We start from the raw sequence: 23,492 nt of genomic DNA, 5'->3' as shown, positions 1-23,492 counted from the left end.
GTCCCGGCGCAGGACCGCCTAGAGGGCTGCCAAGACCGCCGCGCCCGAACTAGCCTGCGATCCGCCGTTCCGGCCGCTTCAGCCCAAGATTCTCGCGCAAGGTGCGGCCTTCATATTCGCGGCGGAACAGGCCACGGCGTTGTAATTCCGGCACCACCAATCGGGTGAAGCGCGCCATGCCCGTGGGCACAACCGGCGCGGCGATCATAAAGCCGTCGCAGCCCTTTCCGCGGTACCATTCCTCCATGACGTCGGCAACCTGAACGGGGTCTCCCTTGAACATGTTGCCGGCCATCTGCGGAAGGATGCGCTTGTAGGTCTGGCGTACGGTCAGCCCCTCCTTTCGCGCGACCTCGACGATGGCGTTGGCGATGCCGGTCGGGCCCTGGTGCCCCTCGGGCCAGTCGATCATCGGACCGTCGACCGGATAGTCCCTCATGTTGAGCCCAGTCATCTTGGAGAGGTAGTCGACGCCGACAGCGGGCGGCACCAGATCGTCCAACTCGCCGGCGAGATCCTCTGCCTGCTGCTGCGTCTCGCCGACGAAGATGGTGACGCCGGCGAGAATTTTGAGGTCGTCCGGTTCGCGTCCGTATTTCGCGAGCCGGCCCTTGAAGTCGGTATAGAGCGTCTGCGCCGCCGGCAAGGTCGCCTCGATGGCGAAGATGCAGTCGGCGTGGCGGGCCGAGAGTTCACGCCCGGCCTCCGACTGGCCGGCGGAGAACACCACCGGATGGCCCTGCGGCGGGCGCGGTGCGTTGAGCGGCCCCTGGACCCGGAAGTGCTTGCCCTCGTGGTCGAGCCGCTGGACTTTCGACGGATCGAGGAACCGCCCCGTCGCCTTGTCCTGGGGAAAGGCGTCATCCGCCCAGGAATCCCACAGGCCCTTCACCACCTCGGCGAACTCGTTGGCCCGGTCGTAGCGCGTCTCGCGCGCGACATGCGCGGTATGGCTGAAATTCAGCGCATCGCCGGCGTTGGATGTGGTGACCAGGTTCCAGCCGGCGCGGCCACCGCTGATGTGATCGAGCGAGGCGAAGCGCCGGGCCACATGGAACGGCTCGTCGTAGGTCGTCGTGGTGGTGGCGACGAGCCCGATATGCTGTGTCACCATCGCCAGCGCCGACAGCAGGGTAACGGGCTCAAACACGCCCGGTCGGTCGGAGGGCGAGGTCGCCGCGAACAGATCCGCCTTGTCCATGTTGCGGACGCCGTTGCCGTCGGCAAGGAACAGCAGATCCATCTTGCCAGCCTCGGCGATCTGCGCGAGCCGTACGGCGTTGGCGATGTTCGCCGCTGGGCTGTCCCAAGCATCGGCATGCCGCCACTCCCCCACATGGCTACCCTGGGCGTTGGCGTTGGCGGCGAGAATCATCGGCACGGCGTATTCATCCGTCGGTTGCGTGAACTCGTGGAAGTATCCGGGCTGAGCCCGGATCTGTCCATCAGCGGCCGAACCCAAAGGTGAGAGGCGGATATTTCGGCCCCTGTTCTCGCTTGGCCATTACGCCCGAGACGATCTAATGGCCGCCGCGGTAGTTGCGCAGGAAGTGGGCCGCGCCGTTCCTGTCGTTGATCGAGGGAGCTTCGCCGAAAATCCGTTCCTTGGAACTGCTGAAAAGCTCCCGGTTCGCTCCCAGTGGCGCCAGGCGCTTCGCTTTGGCCATCGCCAAATCAAACAGATCGTCCAGGGGCGCCGTTGCCGCGACGAAACCCGCGGCCTGGGCATCCGGGCCGGTCCAGCGGCGCGCCAATTGCACCGTGTCGAAGAAGGCGCTGCCGGACATCTTGTGCCGGAACAGGGCCAGTTCCTCGTCGGGAATCCGCAGGCCGAGTTCAATCTCGTTGGCGCAGAGATAGCCGCGGTCGGCGCGCATCACGCGAACATCGTGGCAGAGCGCCAGCATGAAGCCGGCGCCGAACCCATGGCCGTTGACGGCGCAAACGGTCGGCACGGGAAAAGTGATCAATCGCGCCATTAGCGCCATGAATTCCTTGGCGAAAACCGTCTTATCTCCGCCCGCGCCGTCGCCATCGCCGCGCCGCCAGTCGAGATCCAGCCCGTTGGAGAAGAACTTCGCATTGGCCGACCTCGTCACCAGGGCCGCCGGGCCGTCGGAGGCCAGCACCTCATCCAGCCGCGCATCGAACGCCCGGACAAAGTTGGTGTTCCAGCGGTTCTCGCCGGCATCCATGGTCAGGACAAAGACGTCATCCTGCCGATCGATCTCAATCATTGCTTCTCCACCTTGGCCGGGAAATCCCATCGAGACTCGCGCCGGCGATGCTTGCGCATTCAAGGGCGTCGATCAAGCCTGCCGTCTAACAGCCACCGGCAGCGGCGACGCGCCAGAGAGAGTGCCGCTCGGCGTTGATGCGGACGGACACCTCACCACATGTCAGCGCCAGAGCGAGAAACGGCCCTGGCGTCGTAGCCACATCCGTAACTCAGCCGCAACCATCGGGCCGAAGCGGTTCCACCACAACCCAATGGTCTCGTGGCCGATATCGATACCCCGCTCGAACGGCAAATTCTCGACCTGGCGGAGCGATAGCGGATAGCGCTCGTACGCTATCACCGCGAGGCGGATCACGTTAAAGTGCCGGAACGGATTTGGCGTTCGAGGAGACTGTGGCGTCCTCGCTGTCGCCTCGAACCAGGTTGCCTTGACAGCGCCGGCTTTCCCCCCGCCATTGCCAATATCCAGGCCAATGCCTTTGCAAGGCCCCCACCGCCTGCATCGTCACCAGTCATTGGCCAATCCATTCGCGGATGGCGGCACATGTGTCGTCGCATGGACCAAATCACGCCGCCCCCAAGCACCTGCGGATGGAGACTGCACGATCGTGAAGGTCCGTCAGGCCCGTATAGAGGCCAATTCCGGGTCGTGCCGCCGTCCGCATCGCCAAAAAGGCTCGTCGGCATAAAATTTGCTTCTGTGGCTTATCGAGTAGGCTGGAGAATCTCATGACGGACAACACCCCCTCGGAGGGCTGGGCCGACACCGCCTACCGCTCGAAAGCCAACGAGAAGTGGCTCGCGACCGGGATGCTGACCAGCCGCATCCACCGCCGCAAGCCGGCAGGCAGGCCGATGCCCAAGGCGACGGCCCGGGCCAATGCCAGGAAGTCATCCGTGCGGGCCCGCATCGAGCATGTCTTTGCCCATCAAAAGGGGCGCTTCGGCCTGTTCATCCGCGCCATCGGCCTGGCGCGGACCGAGACAAAACTGACGCGGGCCAACCTCGCCTACAACTTCGACCGCCTTGTCTTCCACGAACGGCGCGCGGCGGCAGCATGAATCTGTCCGGAAACACAAAAAGCCGGAGTCGCAACCTCTTCAAACGCCAAAATCTCACCCGTCAGATCGGCCCATAGACCCCGACGGCCTGAAACCATCATAACCCGAGCCTGTAATGATGGTTAATGCGGGTGTCCAGCTATGAAAGAGACGGACATACAGATCACCACTATTACGTTATATATAACGAATATTCAGGTGCATATGAATACCAAAGAGTTGGCGAGCCGCGCCCTCAAAATGAAGTGCATCAAGGCATGAGGGACGCAAAGCGACAAGTCAGTATTGGCAACATCTACGAAACCCCGGAACTGCTAGAGAGTCAAAATGAGTGATCCGTCGCCGATAGGTTTGTTCAACTACGCTCACTCGTTCTGGAGCGCTGGACGTGCTTTAATCCAACTCGACTGGGAGAAGCAGGAGTCCCACCCAGATAGTCCAGCCGAGTTCCTCTACTGGCACTCAATCGAGCTGTTTCTCAAAGCCTACCTGCTGGCTGACGGAGTGCCACTCTCGAAGCTTCGCAGTCCTAAAATATTTGGGCACGACCTTTCGAAGCTTCTGACACAAGCTAAGGCACGCGGTTTAGCCCTCACTAGGAAGGACGAGGCGCTAATTTCCTTCATGCCAGTCAGCAAAGATATGATTGCGTTGCGCTACCTCAAGGTCGGCGTCAAAACGGTGCCGACGCATTGCGAGTTAGAGGCGACTTGCCTCAGCCTCTACGAAATTGTGGCGCGCGAGCTTCAAAACCGAGGGATCAATATCGGGTTTCACGCGAAATTGGTGAGCCTAGAGCGAGGATAATCCGAGGATAAAGCCCTAAATTTCGGGCGGAGGATTGGCTAAGTCCTTGAAATCGTTTGGCTGGGGAACCTGGATTCGAACCAGGGCTACCGGAGTCAGAGTCCGGGGTTCTACCGCTAAACTATTCCCCAAGCGGCCTTTCGAGCGCCAAAGCCGGCAGCGGCTCCGCGTCGAGGAAGGGGCTTCTAGCATGCCCGATACGGTTTGCCTAGCCCTTTGCCTACACCTTTCGCACGGTGCGGCGCCTTCTGGCTGGCGAATATCCGACACGCACAGTACCTTATTGAAAATGATGAGCGCAGCAACGGTCGTTCCGGCCGCTTCGGGAGGCTGCCGTGGGATATATGATTCCCCGACCGCGTCATCCGGGATACACCCGGGGCCGTCGGTCGGGAAACGGGGATGAGCCGGTCTATGCCGCGCTCGACCTGGGGACTAACAATTGCCGCCTGCTGGTGGCCTTGCCCGCTGCCGAGGGGTTCCGGGTCATCGACTCGTTCTCGCGTATCACCCGTCTGGGCGAAGGATTGCAAGCCTCCGGGCGGCTGTCGGAGTCGGCCATCGACCGCACGATCGCCGCGTTGCGCATCTGCGCCGGCAAAATCCGGCGGCACGAGCGGCTGCGCGCCCGTTTCGTCGCGACCGAGGCGTGTCGCGGCGCCGAGAATTGCGGCGCCTTCGTCGACCGCGTCGCCGACCAGACCGGCATCGGCCTGGAAATCATCTCCGCCAAGGAAGAAGCCAGCCTCGCCGCGCGCGGTTGCGGCCCGCTGCTGGTGCCGGAGCGGCGCTATGCCATGGTGTTCGACATCGGCGGCGGCTCGACCGAGGTCACCTGGCTCCGGGTCGCCGACGACGGTGCGGCGGGCGAGGTGATCGACAGCCTGTCCATGCCGTGGGGCGTCGTCCGCCTGGCGGAGGAGTTCGGCGGCGCCGAGGTCAACGACGAGACCTATGAGTTGATGATCGCGGTGATCCGCGACCTGCTCGGCCATTTCGAGCGCCGCTATCACATTCGCGATCACATCGCCCGCGGCCGGGTGCAGATGATCGGCACGTCCGGCACCGTCACCACCATCGCCGGCGTGCATTTGGGGCTGGAGCGCTATCAGCGGGACAAGGTCGACGGCCGGCTGCTGGAATTCTGCCAGATCCGCCATGTGGTCGACCATCTGAACACGCTCAGCCTGGCCGAACGCAGCGACCATCCCTGCATCGGGCCGGAGCGGGCGGACCTGGTGCTGCCGGGCTGCGCCATCATGGATGCGATCCTGCGGGAATGGCCGGTCGGCCGGCTGCGGGTGGCCGATCGCGGCCTGCGCGAAGGCATTCTGTTCAACCTGATCGCCGCCGATCAATCCCGGAGGATCACGGTACGGTGAGAAGCGGCAAAGGGTCCAGCGGGCGCGGCGCTCGGGAGTTGACCGAGCGGGTGCGCACCGCCCGCGGCCGGACGGCGTCTTCGACGCGCTGGCTGCAACGGCAGTTGAACGACCCCTATGTGGCGGCGGCGAAGCGCGAGGGCTATCTGAGCCGCGCCGCGTTCAAGCTGGTCGAGCTGGACGAGCGCTTTCATTTGTTGAAGCGCAACGCCCGCGTGCTCGACCTGGGCGCGGCCCCCGGCGGCTGGAGCCAGGTGGCGGCGCGGCGGCTGGGGCCGGGCGGCACCGTGGTCGCGGTCGACATCCTGCCCTTCGGCCCCATCCCCGGCGTCGACTGCCACCAGCTCGACGTGGAAACGCCAGACAGCGAAGCGCGCATCAAGGCATGGCTCGGCGGCGCGGCGGATCTGGTGCTGAGCGACATGGCGCCCTCGACCACCGGCCACAAGGGTACCGACCAGATCCGCATCCTGGCGCTGGCGGAAATCGCCTATGAGGTGGCGCGGGCGACTCTGGCACCGGGCGGCGGATTCGTGGTGAAACTGTTTCAGGGCGGTGCGGTCGGCGAACTGCTGGCCGAGCTGAAGCGCGACTTTGCCCAGGTCCGGCATGCCAAACCCCCGGCCAGCCGCAAGGATTCCTCCGAACTCTATCTGGTGGCGCAGGGCTTCCGCGGCACTGTGCGCAGCGAAGACGACACCTGCTAGCTTGGAACCGACGCCAAGCCAGTGTATAGGAACGCGTCATCCCAAATGAGCCTGCGAGCGGATCGCAACCGCGCGATCCGACCCGGTGCAGGCTGCCGCTGCGAGGGCTGACATGCCGGATACTTTGCCGCCGCGTGACCCGAGTGCGATTCCCGTCGCGCTAACCTTCGATGACGTCCTGCTCCGCCCTGCCGCGTCGTCCGTTCTGCCGGGTCAGGCCACGACCCGAACCCAGTTGACGCGCGAGGTCGAACTGGACATTCCCCTGGTCGCCTCCGCCATGGACACGGTGACGGAAGCGCCCATGGCCATCGCCATGGCCCAGGCGGGCGGAATCGGCGTGATCCATAAAAACCTGCCGATCGACAAGCAGGCGGACGAGGTTCGCCGCGTGAAGAAGTTCGAGAGCGGCATGGTGGTCAACCCGGTCACCATCAGCCCGAACCAGACGCTCGCCGACGCGCTGCACCTGATGAGCAGCCATCGCATTTCCGGCATCCCGGTGGTGCAGGAAGGCACGCGCCGGCTGGTCGGCATTCTGACCAACCGCGACGTGCGCTTCGCCACCAATGCCGAAGAGCCCGTGCTCTCGCTGATGACGCGCAATGTGGTGACCGTGCGCGATGGCGTCAGCCTGGAAGATGCCAAGCGCCTGCTGCACCAGCACCGGATCGAAAAGCTGGTGGTGGTCGACGGCGACCATCGCTGCATCGGCCTGATCACGGTGAAGGATATCGAGAAGGCGGCGCTGAACCCGAACGCGACCAAGGATGCCCAGGGCCGGCTGCGCGCCGCCGCGGCGACCGGCGTCGGCCCCGAAGGCATCGCCCGCGCCGAGGCGCTGTTCGATGCCGGCGTCGACGTGCTGGTGGTCGACACCGCCCACGGCCATTCCGAAGGCGTGATGCGGACGGTGCAGGCCATCCGCAAAATGTCGAACTACACCCAGGTCATCGCCGGCAATGTGGCCACGGCCGAAGCGACGCGGGCGCTGATCGACGCCGGCGCGGATGCGGTCAAGATCGGCATCGGCCCGGGCTCGATCTGCACCACCCGCATCGTCGCCGGCGTGGGCGTGCCGCAGCTGAGTGCGGTCATGGAATGCGCCGAAATCTGCGAGGCCGCCGGCGTGCCGGCCATTGCCGACGGCGGCATCCGCGCCTCCGGCGACCTGGCCAAGGCGATTGCCGCCGGGGCCGACTGTGTTATGGTCGGCTCGCTATTCGCCGGCACCGACGAAAGCCCGGGCGAGGTGTTCCTGTACCAGGGCCGCTCGTACAAGTCCTATCGGGGCATGGGCTCGGTCGGCGCCATGGCGCGCGGCTCGGCCGACCGGTATTTTCAACAGGAGGTCAACGACACGCTGAAACTGGTGCCGGAAGGCGTCGAGGGCCAGGTCGCCTACAAGGGCGCGGTCAACGTCGTCATCCACCAACTGGTCGGCGGCCTGAAAGCGGCGATGGGATACACCGGCAACGGCACCATCGCCGACATGAAGCGATTCTGCCAGTTCCAGCGCATCACCAATGCCGGCCTGCGCGAGAGCCATGTCCACGACATCGTCGTGACCCGCGAACCCCCGAATTATCAGATCGGGCCGCGGGCCTGACCCGGCTCAGGGGGAATCGCGGTGATGCGATGTCGTTCGGGAGAAACGCATGCCCTGGTTCCTACCCGCCGCCGGCGACCTGTCCCAGCAGCATCGGCGGCTGTACGCAATTTACGAAATCGCGTTCACGATCGCCGACTTTGCCGCCGCGTTCCTGTTCATCGTCGGCAGCATCCTGTTCTTCGATGCGGCAACGACCAGGACGGGAACATGGCTGTTCCTGATCGGCAGCGTGTTCTTCGCGCTGAAACCGGCCATCCGCATGAGCCGGGAATTTCATTTCTGGCGCACCGGCGCCTACCAGCGTCTGGCCGACCGGGCTCTCGACCCGTAAGGGCCAGACCATCCCCAAACCGTCGCGCTTCGCACCGCCTCCGCCGGCGGTGCGCATCGTCTATTCGCACGAGCCTACCATGACCGACCGCATCCTCATTCTCGATTTCGGCAGCCAGGTGACCCAGTTGATCGCACGCCGGGTGCGCGAGGCCGGGGTCTATTGCGAGATCTGGCCGTTTTTTCGCGGCGAGCCGGAGGCGATCCGCGCCTTCGATCCCGCCGGCCTGATCCTGTCCGGCGGCCCCGCCTCCGTCACCGAGGCGGAGGCGCCGCAGCCGCCCGCCGGCGTGTTCGACCTGGGCCTGCCGGTGCTCGGCATCTGCTATGGCCAGCAGGCGATGATGCAGGCCCTGGGCGGTGCGGTGGAGCCAGGGGACGAGCGCGAATTCGGCCGGGCGGAGGTCGATGTGCAGACCGCCTCCCCCCTGTTCGAGCATGTCTGGCATCCGGGCGAACGGCACACGGTCTGGATGAGCCATGGCGACCGCGTCAACGCGCTGGCTGCCGGCTTCCGCGTCATCGCCACCAGCAGCGGCGCGCCGTTCGCCGCCATCGCCGACGAGGCGCGGCGCTTCTATGGCGTGCAATTCCATCCGGAAGTGGTGCACACGCCGGATGGCGCCCGCCTGCTCTCGAACTTCGTCCACCGCATTTGCGGCTGCGGCGGCGAGTGGACCATGGCCGCCTTCCGCGAGGCGGAGATCGCCAAGATCCGCGCGCAGGTCGGCGACGCCCGGGTGATCTGCGGCCTTTCGGGCGGCGTCGATTCCGCCGTCGCCGCCGTGTTGGTGCATGAGGCGATCGGCGACCAACTCACCTGCATTTTCGTCGATACCGGCCTGTTGCGCGCCGGCGAGGCGGAGCAGGTGGTGACCCTGTTCCGCGAGCACTACAACATCCCGCTGGTGCACGCCGATGCGTCGGAGACCTTCCTCACCCGGCTCGACGGCGTCGACGACCCGGAGCGCAAGCGCAAGATCATCGGCGCCACCTTCATCGACGTGTTCGACGCCGAGAGCGCCAAGATCGGCGGCGCCGACTTCCTGGTGCAGGGCACGCTCTACCCGGACGTGATCGAGAGCGTTTCGGCCCTTGGCGGCCCGTCGGTGACGATCAAGAGCCACCACAATGTCGGCGGCCTGCCGGACTATATGAAGCTGAAACTCCTGGAGCCGCTGCGCGAGCTGTTCAAGGACGAGGTGCGCGCGCTCGGCCGCGAACTGGGCCTGGACGAGGCCTTTGTCGGCCGCCACCCCTTCCCCGGCCCCGGCCTCGCCATCCGCATGCCGGGGGCGATCACGGCGGACAAGCTGGCGGTGCTGCGCGCCGCCGACCGCATCTATCTGGAGGAAATCCGCGCCGCCGGCCTCTACGACCGCATCTGGCAGGCGTTCGCGGTGCTGCTGCCGGTGCGCACGGTCGGCGTCATGGGCGACCAGCGCACCTATGATTATGCCTGCGCGCTGCGGGCCGTCACCTCGACCGACGGCATGACCGCGGATTACTTCCCGTTCGAGCACGCCTTCCTCGGTCGCGTCGCGACCCGGATCATCAACGAGGTCAAGGGCATCAACCGCGTCACCTACGACATCACCTCGAAACCGCCGGGCACGATTGAGTGGGAGTGAGGGGGCCATCACCATCCAAAACGCTTGCTCTCAAAGACAATCATGGCGACAGCTTCAGCGATAGCCGATAAAACGCAGACCGGCGGCAGGACTTCTCAAGCTTCGGACCAGCAGATGCCACGTCAGGCTTCGTCAGCGACCACTCTCTATCGCGGGTCTTCCAAACACAAGAACCGGCCTGCCAATGAGCAGAAGGGTACACTCTGCCCTGAATGGACCCATCAAACCGCGGCCGGAGGGTTTGCAACGGAGCCATACGCTCATGACTGGAAGGCCACGAGAGCAGCGGTGCTATTCGCAGGGGCCGAAGTGGATATGCCAGCGGCCGACGCTATGCAACGGCCGAGGGAATTGCTTTCGAGGCCAAACCGACCGCCGACGGCACTTGGCATGGCTTCCCGGTTCCATGGGAAAGTGTGCCTGTCGCCATCAAAATAGTTGGCTGGACAGCGGCGCCGTCAATAGGCGTCAGATAAAAAAATATCTCCGCTTTGACAAGAATGATATTCATTGGGCGATGGAAACGGACAATCAATGAGCGATTTTGTTCGCTTTGGCGACCCGTCGCGGTTCGAAATTGCGATGCGCTGGGTCGAGGATCACGAGCCGCGTGAACGGCGGCCAGCACATGGCGGTTGGTCGACGGGCGAATTGTGCCTCACGGTCGGGAGTCTCCTGTGCTGACCCGCCACGAGTTCACCGGCAACGATCACGGTGCAATTCGCTGGTATCTGTTACCCTTTTTCGAGTGGTTGGCGACGAATTGGGTGTCGTTGCTACATGAAGAGCGCCTTGCTTGGCGGGACAACCATGCTGTGCCCGCAGCGACCGCCGTGTTTGTGGCACTGCGCCGGCTGATCGATGCGCATTCCGAGTCGGAACAGGCAGAGTATGCGGCCGTGCAAGGGTGGTGGGCACGCCACGCCCTGCGAGTTGCGGATTCGAGTGCGCTTTTTCCAGACCTAGTCATCCGCCGCCTCGTGAACGACATCGAGATCTCTTGGACCGCCCGACAACCAAGCTATGCCCCGGATGGGTTTCGGTTCATGGTGCCGCCGGGAGCGGCGATGTTGCCGGTCTCCGAGGTTGCCGGTCCCTTGTGGGAGGCACTTGCCTGGGCAGTGAGCGCACCACCGGCTAATCTCAACGCCGACGATCGCGAATCGGTCGCCGAACTCGAACGAAAGATTGGGGAACTCCAACACCTGTCACTTGGGACGCTCGAGCAGGCATATTTGCCCACTGAAATATTCGACAAAATCGAGCAGGCTCGTAACGATGGCGGCCGGCTTGATCGCAGCATTCGTGCACAGAGGCTGCCAGCCATTGCGGAGTTCGACGACGCTGTCCTGATGTTCGGAGGAGTCAGCCCCAACATCGGCGCGGAGGACACCAACACGTTGCTCATGTTGCTAGCAGACCGAGTGATGGCCAGGATTCGCCTGAGTTGGCCGACCTCGTCGATACGACCATCGGCGCGCCGCTGACCGCCCCCTTTGAAGAAGGCTACGACCTGGCCGAAGAACTCCTCGACGACCTGGATTTGGCTGGCGGAACGACCGCCATCGACATGCCTGCCCTCGTGTCCCGGTTGGGCATTGACGTAATCGAGCAGCGCTTCCGCACATCAACGATCCGCGGCGTCGCCATTGCTGGAACCGAGTATCGTCCAGCGATCATCGTGAACCTGACCAGCGCCTATAATACCGGGGAGTCAGGACGGCGCTTCACCCTGGCGCACGAGCTATTTCATATCCTTTACGATCGCCAACGCGCCAGACGAGTCACGCATTCGAGTGGGCCTTGGGCGCCCCGGGCATCGAAAAGCGTGCGAACGCTTTTGCAGCTATGCTGCTGATGCCACGTCATCTGATCCGGCATTTCTTACCGCACGAGGACCTCGGTCGCGACAGCCTTTTTGAGATGGCGACCGCGATGAACGTCGGTGCGACGGCCTTGCTTGAACATCTGTTCAACATCGACGTTATCGACGAATTCAAACGCGACGAACTCCGGGTGGCGCTGGAGACAGCAGCCTAACAGAGCCCGTTGCCCATTCCGCTCTCGACGAGAGGCGTCCTGTGTCCTCTCGCACTGCCTGTGAGGGTGGCCTGCAAAGGTAGGTCAGGCTCGGGAGCGCCGATCAGCCCACGACCTCCAGCTTCTTGTCGAAATAGGTCAGCACGTCCGGCAGGGAGGTGGAGCGTTTCAGGCGCTGGCCCTGGCTCACCACCATCCATTCGGTCTGCTCGCTGACGCTGCGGCCCGCCACCTTGGCGACCCGGAACAACGGGGTCTCGAACGAGCTGCGAAAAATCGAAAAAATCGCCATGCCGGCCATATGGTCGATGGCGTAATCCCGCCACTCGCCCGAAGCGACGCGGCGGCTGTAGACGGTCATCAACTCGCGCAGTTCGTGCTTGTTGAACGACACGTGCTTGCGCGAGCGCCGGAAAGACTCCAGCTGCACCACTTTGCTCATTGGCAGGGCACTCCCATATGCCGGATAGCCGTTGCGGCTATCGTTCGTTTCCGCTTCTTCCCTGTAACCATGTCATCATTCCGTCAAAAATCCGTGGCGTCCAGACCTAACCGCGCCAGCCTGACTATGGCCACGCCTGCCCGGATATGCTACCGGCGGTGCCAAACACGCTTTCCCGTCAAACGACCGACCGGCAGGAGCCGCCGTCTTGGGTGACATTTTTCAAGAAATCGAAGAAGACCTGCGCCGCGACCGCGTGGACGCGCTCTGGAAGCGCTACGGCACGGCCATCATCACCCTTGCCGCGGTGATCGTGCTGGCAACGGCCGGCTGGGTGGCGTGGCAGCAATACCAGACCCGTCAGAACGTCTCCGCCACCGCCGCCCTGCACACCGCGCTTTCGGCCGCACGCGACGGCAAGGACAAGGCCGCCATTGCCGAATTCGCGGCCATCAGCGAGACCGGCAACAGCGGCCAGGCGACGCTGGCCCTGTTCCAGGAAGCCGCGCTGCGCGCCGCCGACGGCGACCGCGACAATGCCCGCGTGCTCTATCGCAACATCCTGGGCAACGACGATGTCGGCGCCCCCTATCACGCCCTGGCGGCGATCCGCCTGGCGGAACTCGATCTGGCCGACGGCGACCCGGCGGCGACGCTCGGCCTGTTGCAGCCGTGGATGGGCGACGACAGCCCCTGGCGGTTCACCGCTTGGGAACTGGCCGGCTATGTGGAGCAACGGGCGGGCAATGTCGAGGCGGCGCGCGGCCATATGCAACGCATCCTGGATGACAGCACCGCGTCGGCCGCCGCGCGGGCTCGGGCGGAGGCTTTCCTTGCGCAATTGTAAACCGCTGCTTGCCGGCCTGCTGGGCGCCCTGCTGCTTGCCGGCTGTTCGCTGACGAACGACTATTTCGGCGAGAAAGAGGCGCCGCCGCTGCCGGGCGAGCGCGAGGCGGTGCTGGATATCGGCCGCGGCCCGGTCGCCGACCCGGACATCGCCCTGCTGCCGGTCACGCTCCCGCCCATGACCGGGACCGACTGGCCGGTCGCCGGCGGCGACCCCGCCCATACCGGCGGCCAGCGCGCCTGGAACCCCGCGGCAGGCCTGGCCTGGCAGGTGGACGCCGGCGCCGGAGCGGAAGACGAGGCCCGCCGCCCGCCCTCGCCACCCATCGTCAGCGACGGCCGGGTGTATGTTCTCGACGCCGAACTGGTCGTCCGCGCCTTCGACAGCCGCAGCGGCACCCGGCTCTGGCAGGCCGATACCGCGCCGGAAGAGGAAGAGGAAGGCTTCGGCGGCGGTCTGGCCAGCGACGGCCCCCGCGTCTACATGGCCGGTGGCCACGCCCAGGCCGTGGCATTGAACGCCGCCGACGGCAAGGAGATCTGGCGGACGAAACTGCCGGGTCCGGCGCGGGCGGCGCCGGCGATCGCCGGCAAGCTCGTCATCATCGTCACGGCCGACAACGGCATTGTCGCCCTGAACGCGGAAGACGGCCACCGGGTCTGGTCGCTGCCGGGCACCGGCGAAGGCGCTGGCCTGCTGGGCGGCGCCGCACCGGCCGTCTTCGGCGATGCCACGGTTGTGCCGCTCAGCTTCGGCGACCTCGCCGTGCTGCGCAGCGCCAACGGGCGGGAGTTGTGGCGGGCGTCCATGGGCACCATCCGGCGGTACGATTCCGGCACCCGTCTCTCCGATTTCGGCGGCCCGCCCGCCATTTCGGACAATATCGTCTATGCCACCAGCGTCGCCGGCCGGACCGCCGCCTTCAGCATGCGCATCGGCAATCGCCTCTGGGAACAGCGCCTGGGCGGCTCGTCCGCGCCCTGGGTCGCGGGCGATTTCCTCTTCGTCGTGACCGACAACGAGGAACTGGTCTGCCTCTACCGGCCCGACGGCCGCGTCCGCTGGGTGCAGCCGCTGCCGCGGTTCGAGGACCCGGAAGACCAGGATGGCCCCCTGACCTATGCCGGGCCGGTGCTGGCGGGCGGGCGTCTGGTGCTGGTGCGCTCCAACGGCGCGCTGCTCCAGTTCGACCCCGAAAACGGGGCCGGCCTCGCCGCGCTGTCCATCGGCCCGCGCACGCTGCAGCCGCCGATTGCCGCCAACGGCACCGTCTACACCTTGTCCGAGGACGGCACGCTCAGCGCCTTCCGGTGAGAACCAGGCCCATGCGCCACAAAGTTGCGATCGTCGGCCGCCCGAATGTGGGCAAGTCCACCCTGTTCAACCGGCTGACCGGGTTGCGCCAGGCCATCGTGCACGACCGGCCGGGCGTGACTCGCGACCGCCGCTATGGCGCCGCCCACATCGCCGACTTCGCCTTCGAGGCCATCGACACCGCCGGCTTCGAGGACACGCCCGAGTCCGAGCTGGAGCAGGCGATGCAGGCGCAGACCGCCCGCGCGATCGAAGAGGCGGCGGCGGTGCTGCTGCTGATCGACGCCCGCGCCGGCATCACGCCGGTGGACCGCGAATTCGCCGAGCAGGTGCGCCGGGCGCAAAAACCCGTGATCCTGGTCGCCAACAAGTGCGAGGGCCGCGCCGGCCAGGCCGGCCTCCTGGAAGCCTTCGCCCTCGGCTTGGGCGAAGCGGTGCCGATTTCGGCCGAGCACGGCGAGGGCATGGGCGACCTCTACGACGCGCTGGTCGAAGCGCTCGGCCATCCGGAGCCGGACACGGCCGGGACGGACGAGGCGGACGACTTCGGCCCGGGCCTCGCGACGGCGGAGGCGGAAACCGGCATCGACCTGGACGAGGAGGAAGAGCCCAAGGCCCTCCAGATCGTCATTGTCGGCCGCCCGAATGTCGGCAAGTCCACCCTGCTGAACCGGCTGCTGAACGAGGAGCGGGTCATCACCGGGCCGATGCCGGGCCTGACCCGCGACGCCATCGCCGTCGACTGGCAGTATCGGGGCCGGCCGATCCGCCTGATCGACACCGCCGGCATGCGCAAGCGCGCCCGCGTGCAGGATTCGCTGGAGCGCCTGTCGGTCGGCGACACCCAGCGCGCCATCCGGTTCGCCCATGTGGTCGTGCTGATGATCGACGCGAACGAGGGGCTGGAACGCCAGGACCTCGCCATCGCCCGCCATGTGGAGGACGAAGGCCGCGCGCTGGTGCTGGCGGTCAACAAGTGGGATGCGGTGGCCGACCGCGAGGCCACGATGCAGCGCATCCGGGACCGGCTGGAGACATCGCTGGCGCAGTTGCGCGGCGTGCCGATCGTCACCTTCTCGGCGCTGACCGGCCACCGCGTCGACCGGCTGATGCAGGCGGTGACCCAGATTTACGACACCTGGAATGTGCGGGTGCCGACCGGCCGCCTGAACCGCTGGTTCGCTGCCCTGCAGGAGGCGCACCCGCCGCCGCTGGTGGCCGGACGCCGGCTGAAGCTGCGCTATATCACCCAGATCAAACGCCGGCCGCCCACCTTCGCCGTGTTCGCGGCCCGCGCCGGCCAGTTGCCGACCGCCTATGTCCGCTATCTGATCAACGGCCTGCGCCAGGATTTCGGCCTGCAGGGCGTGCCGATCCGGGTGGTGCTGCGCCAGCCCGACAACCCCTATGCGGACGACGACTGAGAGCACGGGACCACGATGCAGGTGTTTCCCGGCCGAGCCGGAGGCGAGCGCCGGGACCGGTCGGCTCTCGCGAACACCGCCGGTGATGGTGTTCGTAGGACGACACCGGCCCCGGACCGGCGCTCCGCACCGTCCGTGGAACACGTTCGGTGCTCCGCACCTTCGGGGTCCAAGACCGACCCTCGCGCCGTCCGGATTACAAAACCGGCGCTCGCGCCGTCCGGGGTGCAGGTATCCCGCGCGCGGCGGTGCGGCGACCGCCTACTCGTCGAGCTTGCGGGCCTCTTCCACCAGCATGATCGGGATGCCGTCGCGGATCGGGAAGGCCAGCTTGGCCGCCTCGCTGACCAGTTCCTGGGCCTCGCGGTCGTAGGTCAGCGGCTTTTTCGTCACCGGACAGACCAGCATTTCCAGCAGTCGCGGATCGAGATCGGTCATGATTGCCTCGCGCTAGAGCGGCTCCCGATCCGTTCCGTTCGGGGGAATCCGCTCGGAATTCCATAACAGGAGCATCCTACCCCCAGCCATCGATCGCCAAAGCGTTTCCATGGGCTCGGGCGATGCTCCGGGGGCCGGTGCGGTCAGTGCAGCGGCGCGTTGTCGTTGGCGATGCCGCCGGCGTCCAGTTCGCAGAGCGCCTGCAACAACTCCGCCCGCGCGGCCAGGTCGTGCGCTTCCAGCAGCGCCTGTTTCTCCCGCGGCCCGAACGGGCAGGCCATGGCCAGGCTGTTCACCAGTTGCTCGTCCGACGCCTTGGCCGCCTCGTCCCAGTTGGCCTTGAGATTGCGGCGCTCCAGGAACGCGCCCAGAGCCCCCAGCAACGCCTCGCGCGCCACCGCGTCGGCGGCCGCGGGCGGCAGGTCGTGGGCGAAGGCGGCGTAATCGGCGCGGACGCGGCGATAGCCGTCCTTCAGCGGCAGCTCCGCCACCAGACGCAGCCGGCACACCCCGTGCAGCACCATGTTGTAGCGACCGTCTTCCAGCCGCTCCGAGGCGGCGATCCTGCCGAGACCGGCGGTCTGGAACACGGGCGGGTTCACCGGGTCGTCGCCGGGCTCGCCGCTGGGCTGGACCATGGCGATATAGCCGTCGCCCTCCAGCGCATCGCGGGTCATGGCGCGATAGCGCGGCTCGAAAATGTGCAGCGGCAGCGGCGCGCGCGGCAGCAGCATCACCCCCGGCAGCGGGAAGATCGGCACGATCTCCGGCAGGTCGGCGAGAGCGGGCGTTTCCATCCGCCCGCGCCTAGCTGAACAGCAGCGAGGAGAGCCGGCGACGCGTCTGCACGGTCAGCGGGTCGGTCGGGCCCCAGGCCTCGAAGAATTTCACCAACTGCTGGCGCGCACCGTCATCGTTCCAGGTGCGGTCGCGCCGGACGATCTCCAGCAGCGCCTCGGCGGCGTCCTGGTGCTGGCGCGCGCCGAACAGGGCCATGGCCAAGTCGAACCGGGCCTGGTGATCGTCCGGGTCCGCCTGAACCGCCTGCTGCAACTCGCCCAGGTCGCCGCTGTCGCCGGACTGTTCCGCCAGTTCGACCGCGCTGACCGCGCCGGCGACGAAGGCGTCGCGGCGCTCGTTCGCCGGGATCTGGTCCAGCAGTTCGCGCGCGGTCGCGATCTCGTCCTTTTCCACCAGCACCAGCACCAACCCGGCCTTGGCGATGACGTTTTCGGCCTCGTGCTGCAGCACCTGGCTGAAAATGGCGCCGGCATTGTCGAGATCGCCCGCCTCCAGCAATTCCTTCGCCTGGGCGATGGCCTGCTCCACCGGCGAATCGACACTGTCGCCGACCAGCTTCTCGACGAAGGATTTCACCTGGCTTTCCGGCAGCGCGCCCATGAACGCGTCCACCGGCCGGCCGCCCTTGAAGGCGTAGACGGCGGGAATGGACTGAATGCGCAATTGCTGCGCCACCATCGGGTTCTGGTCGATATCCACCTTCACCAGCTTGACCTTGCCGCCGGCACCGGTGACTACCTTTTCCAGCGTCGGGCCCAACTGCTTGCAGGGGCCGCACCAGGGAGCCCAGAAATCGACGATGACCGGCACGTCCTGGGACGCGTCGACCACATCGGCCATGAAGCTCTGGTCGGTCCCGTCCTTGATCAGGCCCGCGCCTGCCGGTTGTGCCTCGAGCATAAGTCCTGCTTCCTTGCGTTCTCTCGCCAACGCATGTCGATGAAATGGTATGTGCGCTGAAAATGGACGCGCGCCTGTCAGAGTGCAAGGGCAGCGGTGGCGCAAGCCCGAAAACGCAGACAAATCCGGGGTTTCATGCCATCGGGCGGCCAGTTTCGCACCATATTCGCCCATAGCCGCGCTTGACGTGCCCTCGCCGAGGCGACAGGCTAACCGGTACGCGATCGGCGCCAAAGGGCCGGTCGGAATGCGTCCGGTTTGCGAGCGCAACGGACGGACGGTCGCGGTGCCTCCCCGCACCGGATCGCCGAACGTGCCGCTGGTCAACCCCGCGAACAGAGGCGAGAACAGAGGATGGAGATATCATGCTGAACCGGATACTTGCCGCAGGCGTCCTGGCGGTCGCCCTGCCCATGTCCGCATCCGCCGCCGATGCCGTGAAAATCGGCATGCTGCAAGGCTTTACCGGCCCGACGGAATCGCTGGTGGCGCCGATGGCCAAAGGTGGCGAAATGGCCATCGAGGAGGTCTCCGACAGCGGCCTGTTCCTCGGCGGCCGCAAGGTCGTTTCGGTCCGCGGCGACAGCACCTGCATCGACGCCGCCGCGGCCACCGCCGCCGCCGAGCGTCTGGTGACGGCGGAAAAGGTCTCCGGCATCAACGGCACCACCTGTTCCGGCGCCGCCACCGCCGTGCTGAACAATGTCGTCCGGCCGAACGGCATCGTCATGATCTCGCCGTCCGCGACGTCGCCGGCGCTCTCCACCATCGAGGACGACGGCTATTTCTTCCGCACCGCCCCCTCCGACGCGCGCCAGGGTGAGGTGATCGGCCAGATCATGCACCGCCGCGGCATCAAGACCGCCGCGCTCACCTACACCAACAACGACTACGGCAAGGGGCTGGCGGACTCGATCCAGGCGTCGTTCGAAAAGCTGGGCGGCAAGATCACCGCCGTCGCCGCGCACGAGGACGGCAAGGCCGATTATTCCGCCGAAGTCGCAACGCTGGCCGCCGCGGGCGGCGAGGTGCTGATCGTCGCCGGCTATCTGGACCAGGGCGGCAAGGGCATGATCCAGGCCTCGCTCGACACCGGCGCGTTCGACCGCTTCATCCTGCCCGACGGCATGGTGGGCCAGGCGCTGACCGACCATTTCGGCGACGCCCTCGACGGCTCCATCGGCACCAATCCGGGCACGGACAGCCCCGGCGCCGGCATGCTGGCCAAGCTCAGCGCCGACCGCGGCTTCAAGGGCGACGATCCGTATGTGCCGGAATGCTATGACGCCTCGGCCCTGCTGTTGCTGGCGATGCAGGCGGCCGGCAGCACCGACAGCAAGGTCTACAAGGACTTCGTGACCAAGGTCGCCAACGCGCCCGGCGAGAAAATCTATCCGGGCGAGCTGGCCAAGGCCTTGAAGATCCTGGCCGATGGCGGCGACATCGACTATGTCGGCGGCACCGCGGTCGAACTGGTCGGCCCGGGCGAGGCCGCGGGCAGCTTCCGCGAGACCGAGGTCAAGGGCGGCAAGTTCGAGACCGTGGGCTACCACTGATCCACCGGTTCAACCCAGGCTTCCGCGGGCCGGCAGAGGGCCGGGCCGCGGAGGCGGTGTGAGGGGCCGGCATGATCGCGGTCGAGAACGTTCACAAGCATTTCGGCGGCCTCAAGGCCGTCAATGGCGTGTCGCTCGAAATCGCGAAGGGCACCATCACCGGGCTGATCGGCCCCAACGGCGCCGGCAAGTCGACCCTGTTCAACCTGGTCGCCGGCGCCTATCCGCCCACCTCCGGCACCGTCCGCCTGGACGGCGAGGACGTGACCGGGCTGGAGCCGCACGACCTGTTTCACAAGGGCCTGCTGCGCACCTTCCAGATCGCGCACGAATTCTCCAGCCTGAGCGTGCTGGAAAACCTGATGGTCGTCCCGGACGGCCAGCCGGGCGAACGGCTCTGGCAGACCTGGTTCGATTTCGCCCGCGTGCGCGAGCGCGAGGCCGAGGTGCGGCGGCGGGCGCTCGACGTCATCGCCTTCCTGGAAATCTCCCACCTGACCCACGAACTGGCGGGCAATCTCTCCGGCGGCCAGAAGAAACTGCTGGAACTGGGGCGCACCATGATGGTCGACGCCAAGGTGGTGCTGCTGGACGAGGTCGGCGCCGGCGTCAACCGCACGCTGCTGAACACCATCGCCACCTCGATCCAGCGCCTGCACCGCGAACGCGGCTACACGTTCTTTCTGATCGAACACGACATGGACTTCATCGCCCGCCTCTGCGACCCGGTCATCGTCATGGCGGAAGGCCAAGTGCTGACCCAGGGCACGGTGGACGAGGTCAAGGCCAACGAACAGGTGATCGAGGCCTATCTCGGCACCGGGCGCAAGCACCAGCGGCGGGGGGTGGCGTGACGTTCCTCTCCGCCCAAGGCATCACCTGCGGCTATGGCGGCGTCGACATCGTCCGCGATTGCAATATCTGGGTCGACCGGGGCGAGATCGCCGTGATCGTCGGCCCGAACGGCGCCGGCAAGTCCACCGCCATGAAGGCGATTTTCGGCATGCTGCGCCTGCGCCAGGGCCGGGTGACTTTGGACGGCACCGACATTTCCAACCTGCCGCCGCAGGACCGCGTGCCGGCGGGCATGGGCTTCGTGCCGCAGAACCGCAACGTGTTCGTCTCGCTGACGGTGGAGGAAAACCTGGAAATGGGCGCCTTCATCCGCCGCGACGACTTCAGCGACACGCTGGAGCAGGTCTACGACCTGTTCCCGGTGCTGCGCGAAAAGCGCCGCCAGCCGGCGGGCGAGCTCTCGGGCGGCCAGCGCCAGCAGGTGGCGGTGGGCCGGGCGCTGATGACCCAGCCGAAACTGCTGATGTTGGACGAGCCGACGGCGGGGGTCTCGCCGGTGGTGATGGACGACCTGTTCGACCGCATCCTGGAGGTGGCCAGGACCGGCATCGCCATCCTGATGGTCGAGCAGAACGCCCGCCAGGCGCTGGAGATCGCCGACCACGGCTTCGTGCTGGTGCAGGGCGAAAACCGCTTCACCGACACGGGCGAGGCCTTGCTGGCCAACGAAGAAGTGCGCCGGTCGTTCCTGGGGGGCTGATGGATATTCTGAACGCGCTGGCCCTGTTCGCCAATTTCGTCCTGGTCCCCGCCACCGCCTATGGCGCGCAACTGGCGCTGGGCGCGCTGGGCGTCACCCTGATTTTCGGCATTCTGCGCTTTGCCAATTTCGCCCATGGCGAGCTGATGTCGTTCGGCGCCATGACCGCCATTCTCGTCACCTGGCTGTTGCAGGGCTGGGGCATCGGCATCGCGCCGCTGCCCACCGCCCTGCTGGCGCTGCCGGTCGCCATTGCCGCCACCATCCTGCTGGCACTGGCGACGGAGCGGGGCGTGTTCCGCTTCTATCGCCGCCAGCGCTCCAACCCGATCGTGTTCGCCATCGTCTCGGTCGGGGTGATGTTCGTGCTGGCCGGGCTGATCCGCATCATCATCGGCCCCGCCGACCAGAGCTTCGCCGACGGCGCCCGCTTCCTGATCACCGCCTTCGAGTTCAAGCGCCTGACCGGGCTGGCCGAGGGCATCGCCATCAAGCAGACCCAGGTCATCACCGTCGTCGTGGCCATCGTGGTCGTGGCGGCGCTGTTCTGGTTCCTGCAACGCACCCGCGCCGGCAAGGCCATGCGCGCTTTTTCCGACGACGAGGACCTGGCCCTGCTCTCCGGCATCGATCCGGAGCGGGTGGTGATGATCGCCTGGGCCATCACGGCAGCGCTGGCGGCCATCGCCGGCACGCTCTACGGCCTCGACAAGACCTACAAGCCGTTCATCTATCTGCAAATCCTGCTGCCGGTGTTCGCGGCCACCATTGTCGGCGGCATCGGCCAGCCGGTGGGCGCGGTGCTGGGCGGCTTCATCATCGCCTTCTCGGAGGTGACCGTCACCTACGCTTTCAAGAAATTCCTCGCCTATCTGGGGCCGACGGGCTGGGCGCCGGACGGCCTCGTGCAGTTGCTGTCGACCGACTACAAGTTCGCCGTATCCTTCATCATCCTGGTGGCCGTGCTGCTGGTGCGCCCGACCGGCATCATCCGCGGGAAGGTGATCGGATGACCCGGGTCCCGCTCTATTACGGCCTGATGGCGCTGGTCCTGGTGCTGGTGGGCCTGCTGCAAAGCTGGAATGTCGCCCTCGGCATCCTCAATCTCAGCCTGATCTCCGCCATCATGGCGCTGGGCGTGAACATGCAGTGGGGGTATGCGGGCCTGTTCAATGTCGGCATCATGGGCTTCACGGCGCTGGGCGGTCTGGCGGCGGTGCTGGTGGCGATGCCGCCGGTGGCCGGCGCCTGGCAGGCGGGCGGGTTTGGCCTGGCGATGACCCTGCTGGCGGTCGCGCTGACCGTCGCCGCCATCGTCGCCGCCCGGCGCGTGCTGCCGCGCGGCCTGCGCCTGCCGGCGACCCTGGTGCTGCTGGTGGTCGGCTTCTTCGCCGTGAACGCGTTTTTCGGCCCGGCCACCGACCGGATCGAGGCGATCGACCCGGTCAATGCCGGCTATCTGGGCGGGCTCGGCCTGCCCATCGTCCTGGCCTGGCCGGTGGGCGCCGTCATCGCCGCCGGCGCCGGCTGGCTGATCGGCAAGGTGGCGCTGGGCCTGCGCGCCGACTATCTGGCCATCGCCACCCTGGGCATTTCCGAGATCATCATCGCCATCCTGAAATACGAGGAATGGCTGACACGCGGCGTCAAGAATGTCACCGGCCTGCCGCGTCCCGTGCCCTATGAGGTCGATCTGGCCGCCAGCGACTGGTTCCTGCGCCTGACCGACGGGCTGGGCCTCGCCAATGCCACCGATGCCGCCGGCATTTTCGTCAAGCTTTGCTATGCGGTGCTGTTCGTCATGGTGCTGGGCCTCGTCCTCTGGCTGGCGGAGCGGGCGCTGAACTCGCCCTGGGGCCGGATGATGCGCGCCATCCGCGACAACCGCGACGCGGCCGAGGCCATGGGCAAGGACGTCAAGGGCCGCCATTTGCAGGTGTTCATCCTGGGGTGTGCGGTGTGCGGCATGGCCGGCGCCATGCTCACCACCCTGGACAGCCAGTTCACGCCCACCAGCTATATTCCGCTGCGCTATACCTTCCTGATCTGGGTGATGGTGATCCTGGGCGGCTCCGGCAACAACTGGGGCGCGGTGCTGGGGGGCTTCATCATCTGGTTCCTGTGGGTGGAGGCCGAGCCGCTCGGCAACGGCTTCATGGCGCTGCTGACCGCGCCCCTGCCCGAGGGCTCGCCCGTGGCCCAGCACCTGCTCGCCGGCGCCGCCTATACCCGCTACCTGCTGATGGGAGCGATCCTGTTGCTGGTGATGCGGTTCGCGCCGAAGGGCCTGCTGCCCGAGCGCCGCATCACGCCCGCCGCCACACCGCACGACTCCACACCGCACGCCCAAAAGAAATAGACGAGCCACGGCGGCACTCGGCTCCGGCGTGGGTCGGAAGCGATT

At 66.3% G+C, this 23,492-nt stretch carries 24 protein-coding genes, 1 tRNA gene and 1 pseudogene; 18 read left to right on the top strand and 8 right to left on the bottom strand.

Translation table 11 applies throughout. From position 1 onward, the window contains the following. Nucleotides 1-49 precede the first annotated feature (49 nt). From H6844_02150 to H6844_02140, 3 genes are all read right to left on the bottom strand, one after another. Entirely contained in the window at nt 50-1,375 is a 1,326-nt protein-coding gene (locus H6844_02150) for an LLM class flavin-dependent oxidoreductase (protein ID MCB9928209.1), read from the bottom strand. 145 nt (nt 1,376-1,520) lie between these two features. Beyond that, complete coding sequence (locus tag H6844_02145) at nt 1,521-2,237, bottom strand: enoyl-CoA hydratase/isomerase family protein (GenBank protein MCB9928208.1); 717 nt, start codon at nt 2,235-2,237, stop codon at nt 1,521-1,523. A 162-nt stretch (nt 2,238-2,399) separates the two neighbouring features. Next, on the bottom strand, nt 2,400-2,594 hold the full coding sequence (locus H6844_02140; protein MCB9928207.1) for a hypothetical protein: 195 nt from the start codon (nt 2,592-2,594) through the stop codon (nt 2,400-2,402). A 359-nt stretch (nt 2,595-2,953) separates the two neighbouring features. Here H6844_02140 and H6844_02135 point away from each other — a divergent pair. Together H6844_02135 and H6844_02130 are read left to right on the top strand one after the other, a co-directional pair. Then, nucleotides 2,954-3,301: pseudogene (locus H6844_02135) on the top strand (transposase). A 327-nt stretch (nt 3,302-3,628) separates the two neighbouring features. Further along, on the top strand, nt 3,629-4,108 hold the full coding sequence (locus tag H6844_02130) for a hypothetical protein (GenBank protein MCB9928206.1): 480 nt from the start codon (nt 3,629-3,631) through the stop codon (nt 4,106-4,108). A gap of 57 nt (nt 4,109-4,165) precedes the next feature. Here H6844_02130 and H6844_02125 read toward each other — a convergent pair. Further along, nucleotides 4,166-4,239, bottom strand: a tRNA-Gln gene (locus H6844_02125). A gap of 213 nt (nt 4,240-4,452) precedes the next feature. Here H6844_02125 and H6844_02120 point away from each other — a divergent pair. From H6844_02120 to H6844_02085, 8 genes are all read left to right on the top strand, one after another. Further along, nucleotides 4,453-5,490 carry a Ppx/GppA family phosphatase gene (locus H6844_02120; GenBank protein MCB9928205.1) on the top strand — a complete coding sequence of 346 codons (1,038 nt, stop codon included), beginning with the start codon at nt 4,453-4,455 and terminating at the stop codon, nt 5,488-5,490. Further along, complete coding sequence (locus H6844_02115) at nt 5,388-6,197, top strand: RlmE family RNA methyltransferase (GenBank protein MCB9928204.1); 810 nt, start codon at nt 5,388-5,390, stop codon at nt 6,195-6,197. Before H6844_02120 ends, H6844_02115 begins: the two co-directional genes overlap by 103 nt. A 112-nt stretch (nt 6,198-6,309) precedes the next feature. Then, nucleotides 6,310-7,806 carry an IMP dehydrogenase gene (guaB, locus tag H6844_02110; protein ID MCB9928203.1) on the top strand — a complete coding sequence of 499 codons (1,497 nt, stop codon included), beginning with the start codon at nt 6,310-6,312 and terminating at the stop codon, nt 7,804-7,806. A gap of 49 nt (nt 7,807-7,855) precedes the next feature. Next, nucleotides 7,856-8,140 carry a YrhK family protein gene (locus H6844_02105; protein ID MCB9928202.1) on the top strand — a complete coding sequence of 95 codons (285 nt, stop codon included), beginning with the start codon at nt 7,856-7,858 and terminating at the stop codon, nt 8,138-8,140. 79 nt (nt 8,141-8,219) lie between these two features. Continuing rightward, the gene (gene guaA / locus H6844_02100) at nt 8,220-9,770 is read left to right on the top strand and encodes a glutamine-hydrolyzing GMP synthase (protein MCB9928201.1); all 1,551 of its coding nucleotides are present in this window, start codon (nt 8,220-8,222) and stop codon (nt 9,768-9,770) included. A gap of 677 nt (nt 9,771-10,447) precedes the next feature. Next, entirely contained in the window at nt 10,448-11,257 is an 810-nt protein-coding gene (locus H6844_02095) for a hypothetical protein (protein MCB9928200.1), read from the top strand. After that, complete coding sequence (locus tag H6844_02090) at nt 11,218-11,628, top strand: ImmA/IrrE family metallo-endopeptidase (protein MCB9928199.1); 411 nt, start codon at nt 11,218-11,220, stop codon at nt 11,626-11,628. The genes H6844_02095 and H6844_02090 overlap by 40 nt, the downstream gene beginning before the upstream one ends. Beyond that, nucleotides 11,619-11,810: a hypothetical protein gene (locus H6844_02085; protein MCB9928198.1), complete on the top strand. Its 192-nt coding sequence runs from the start codon at nt 11,619-11,621 to the stop codon at nt 11,808-11,810. The genes H6844_02090 and H6844_02085 overlap by 10 nt, the downstream gene beginning before the upstream one ends. A gap of 103 nt (nt 11,811-11,913) precedes the next feature. Here H6844_02085 and H6844_02080 read toward each other — a convergent pair whose 3' ends face one another. Further along, the gene (locus tag H6844_02080) at nt 11,914-12,252 is read right to left on the bottom strand and encodes a DUF2794 domain-containing protein (GenBank protein ID MCB9928197.1); all 339 of its coding nucleotides are present in this window, start codon (nt 12,250-12,252) and stop codon (nt 11,914-11,916) included. 208 nt (nt 12,253-12,460) lie between these two features. Here H6844_02080 and H6844_02075 point away from each other — a divergent pair, with 208 nt between their 5' ends. From H6844_02075 to der, 3 genes are read left to right on the top strand one after another with little or no spacing between them, the layout of a single operon-like run. Continuing rightward, on the top strand, nt 12,461-13,099 hold the full coding sequence (locus H6844_02075; GenBank protein MCB9928196.1) for a tetratricopeptide repeat protein: 639 nt from the start codon (nt 12,461-12,463) through the stop codon (nt 13,097-13,099). Next, nucleotides 13,086-14,414 (top strand): PQQ-binding-like beta-propeller repeat protein, encoded by a 1,329-nt coding sequence (locus H6844_02070; protein ID MCB9928195.1) that lies wholly within the window; start codon nt 13,086-13,088, stop codon nt 14,412-14,414. Before H6844_02075 ends, H6844_02070 begins: the two co-directional genes overlap by 14 nt. Before the next feature lie 11 nt (nt 14,415-14,425). After that, complete coding sequence (gene der / locus H6844_02065) at nt 14,426-15,838, top strand: ribosome biogenesis GTPase Der (protein MCB9928194.1); 1,413 nt, start codon at nt 14,426-14,428, stop codon at nt 15,836-15,838. 261 nt (nt 15,839-16,099) lie between these two features. Here der and H6844_02060 read toward each other — a convergent pair whose 3' ends face one another. From H6844_02060 to trxA, 3 genes are all read right to left on the bottom strand, one after another. After that, nucleotides 16,100-16,276: a Trm112 family protein gene (locus H6844_02060; GenBank protein ID MCB9928193.1), complete on the bottom strand. Its 177-nt coding sequence runs from the start codon at nt 16,274-16,276 to the stop codon at nt 16,100-16,102. 143 nt (nt 16,277-16,419) lie between these two features. Then, on the bottom strand, nt 16,420-17,073 hold the full coding sequence (locus tag H6844_02055) for an LON peptidase substrate-binding domain-containing protein (GenBank protein ID MCB9928192.1): 654 nt from the start codon (nt 17,071-17,073) through the stop codon (nt 16,420-16,422). 10 nt (nt 17,074-17,083) lie between these two features. After that, nucleotides 17,084-17,977, bottom strand: coding sequence for a thioredoxin (trxA, locus tag H6844_02050; protein ID MCB9928191.1), 894 nt, complete (start codon nt 17,975-17,977; stop codon nt 17,084-17,086). A gap of 365 nt (nt 17,978-18,342) precedes the next feature. Here trxA and H6844_02045 point away from each other — a divergent pair, with 365 nt between their 5' ends. The 5 genes from H6844_02045 to H6844_02025 all read left to right on the top strand — a co-directional run bounded on the left by H6844_02045 (nt 18,343) and on the right by H6844_02025 (nt 23,447). After that, nucleotides 18,343-19,533: an ABC transporter substrate-binding protein gene (locus H6844_02045; protein MCB9928190.1), complete on the top strand. Its 1,191-nt coding sequence runs from the start codon at nt 18,343-18,345 to the stop codon at nt 19,531-19,533. Nucleotides 19,534-19,604: 71 nt separating this feature from the next. Next, entirely contained in the window at nt 19,605-20,387 is a 783-nt protein-coding gene (locus H6844_02040; protein MCB9928189.1) for an ABC transporter ATP-binding protein, read from the top strand. After that, a complete protein-coding gene (locus H6844_02035; protein MCB9928188.1) occupies nt 20,384-21,088 on the top strand; it encodes an ABC transporter ATP-binding protein in 705 nt (234 codons plus the stop codon). Before H6844_02040 ends, H6844_02035 begins: the two co-directional genes overlap by 4 nt. After that, entirely contained in the window at nt 21,088-22,101 is a 1,014-nt protein-coding gene (locus tag H6844_02030; protein MCB9928187.1) for a branched-chain amino acid ABC transporter permease, read from the top strand. Before H6844_02035 ends, H6844_02030 begins: the two co-directional genes overlap by 1 nt. Beyond that, the gene (locus H6844_02025; GenBank protein ID MCB9928186.1) at nt 22,098-23,447 is read left to right on the top strand and encodes a branched-chain amino acid ABC transporter permease; all 1,350 of its coding nucleotides are present in this window, start codon (nt 22,098-22,100) and stop codon (nt 23,445-23,447) included. Before H6844_02030 ends, H6844_02025 begins: the two co-directional genes overlap by 4 nt. The last annotated feature ends 45 nt before the right edge of the window (nt 23,448-23,492 follow it).

This window comes from Alphaproteobacteria bacterium (assembly GCA_020638555.1).
GTDB lineage: Bacteria > Pseudomonadota > Alphaproteobacteria > Bin95 > Bin95 > JACKII01.
Note: the sequence above shows the minus strand (reverse complement) of the source record. Positions and strands in the feature narration are given on the sequence as shown.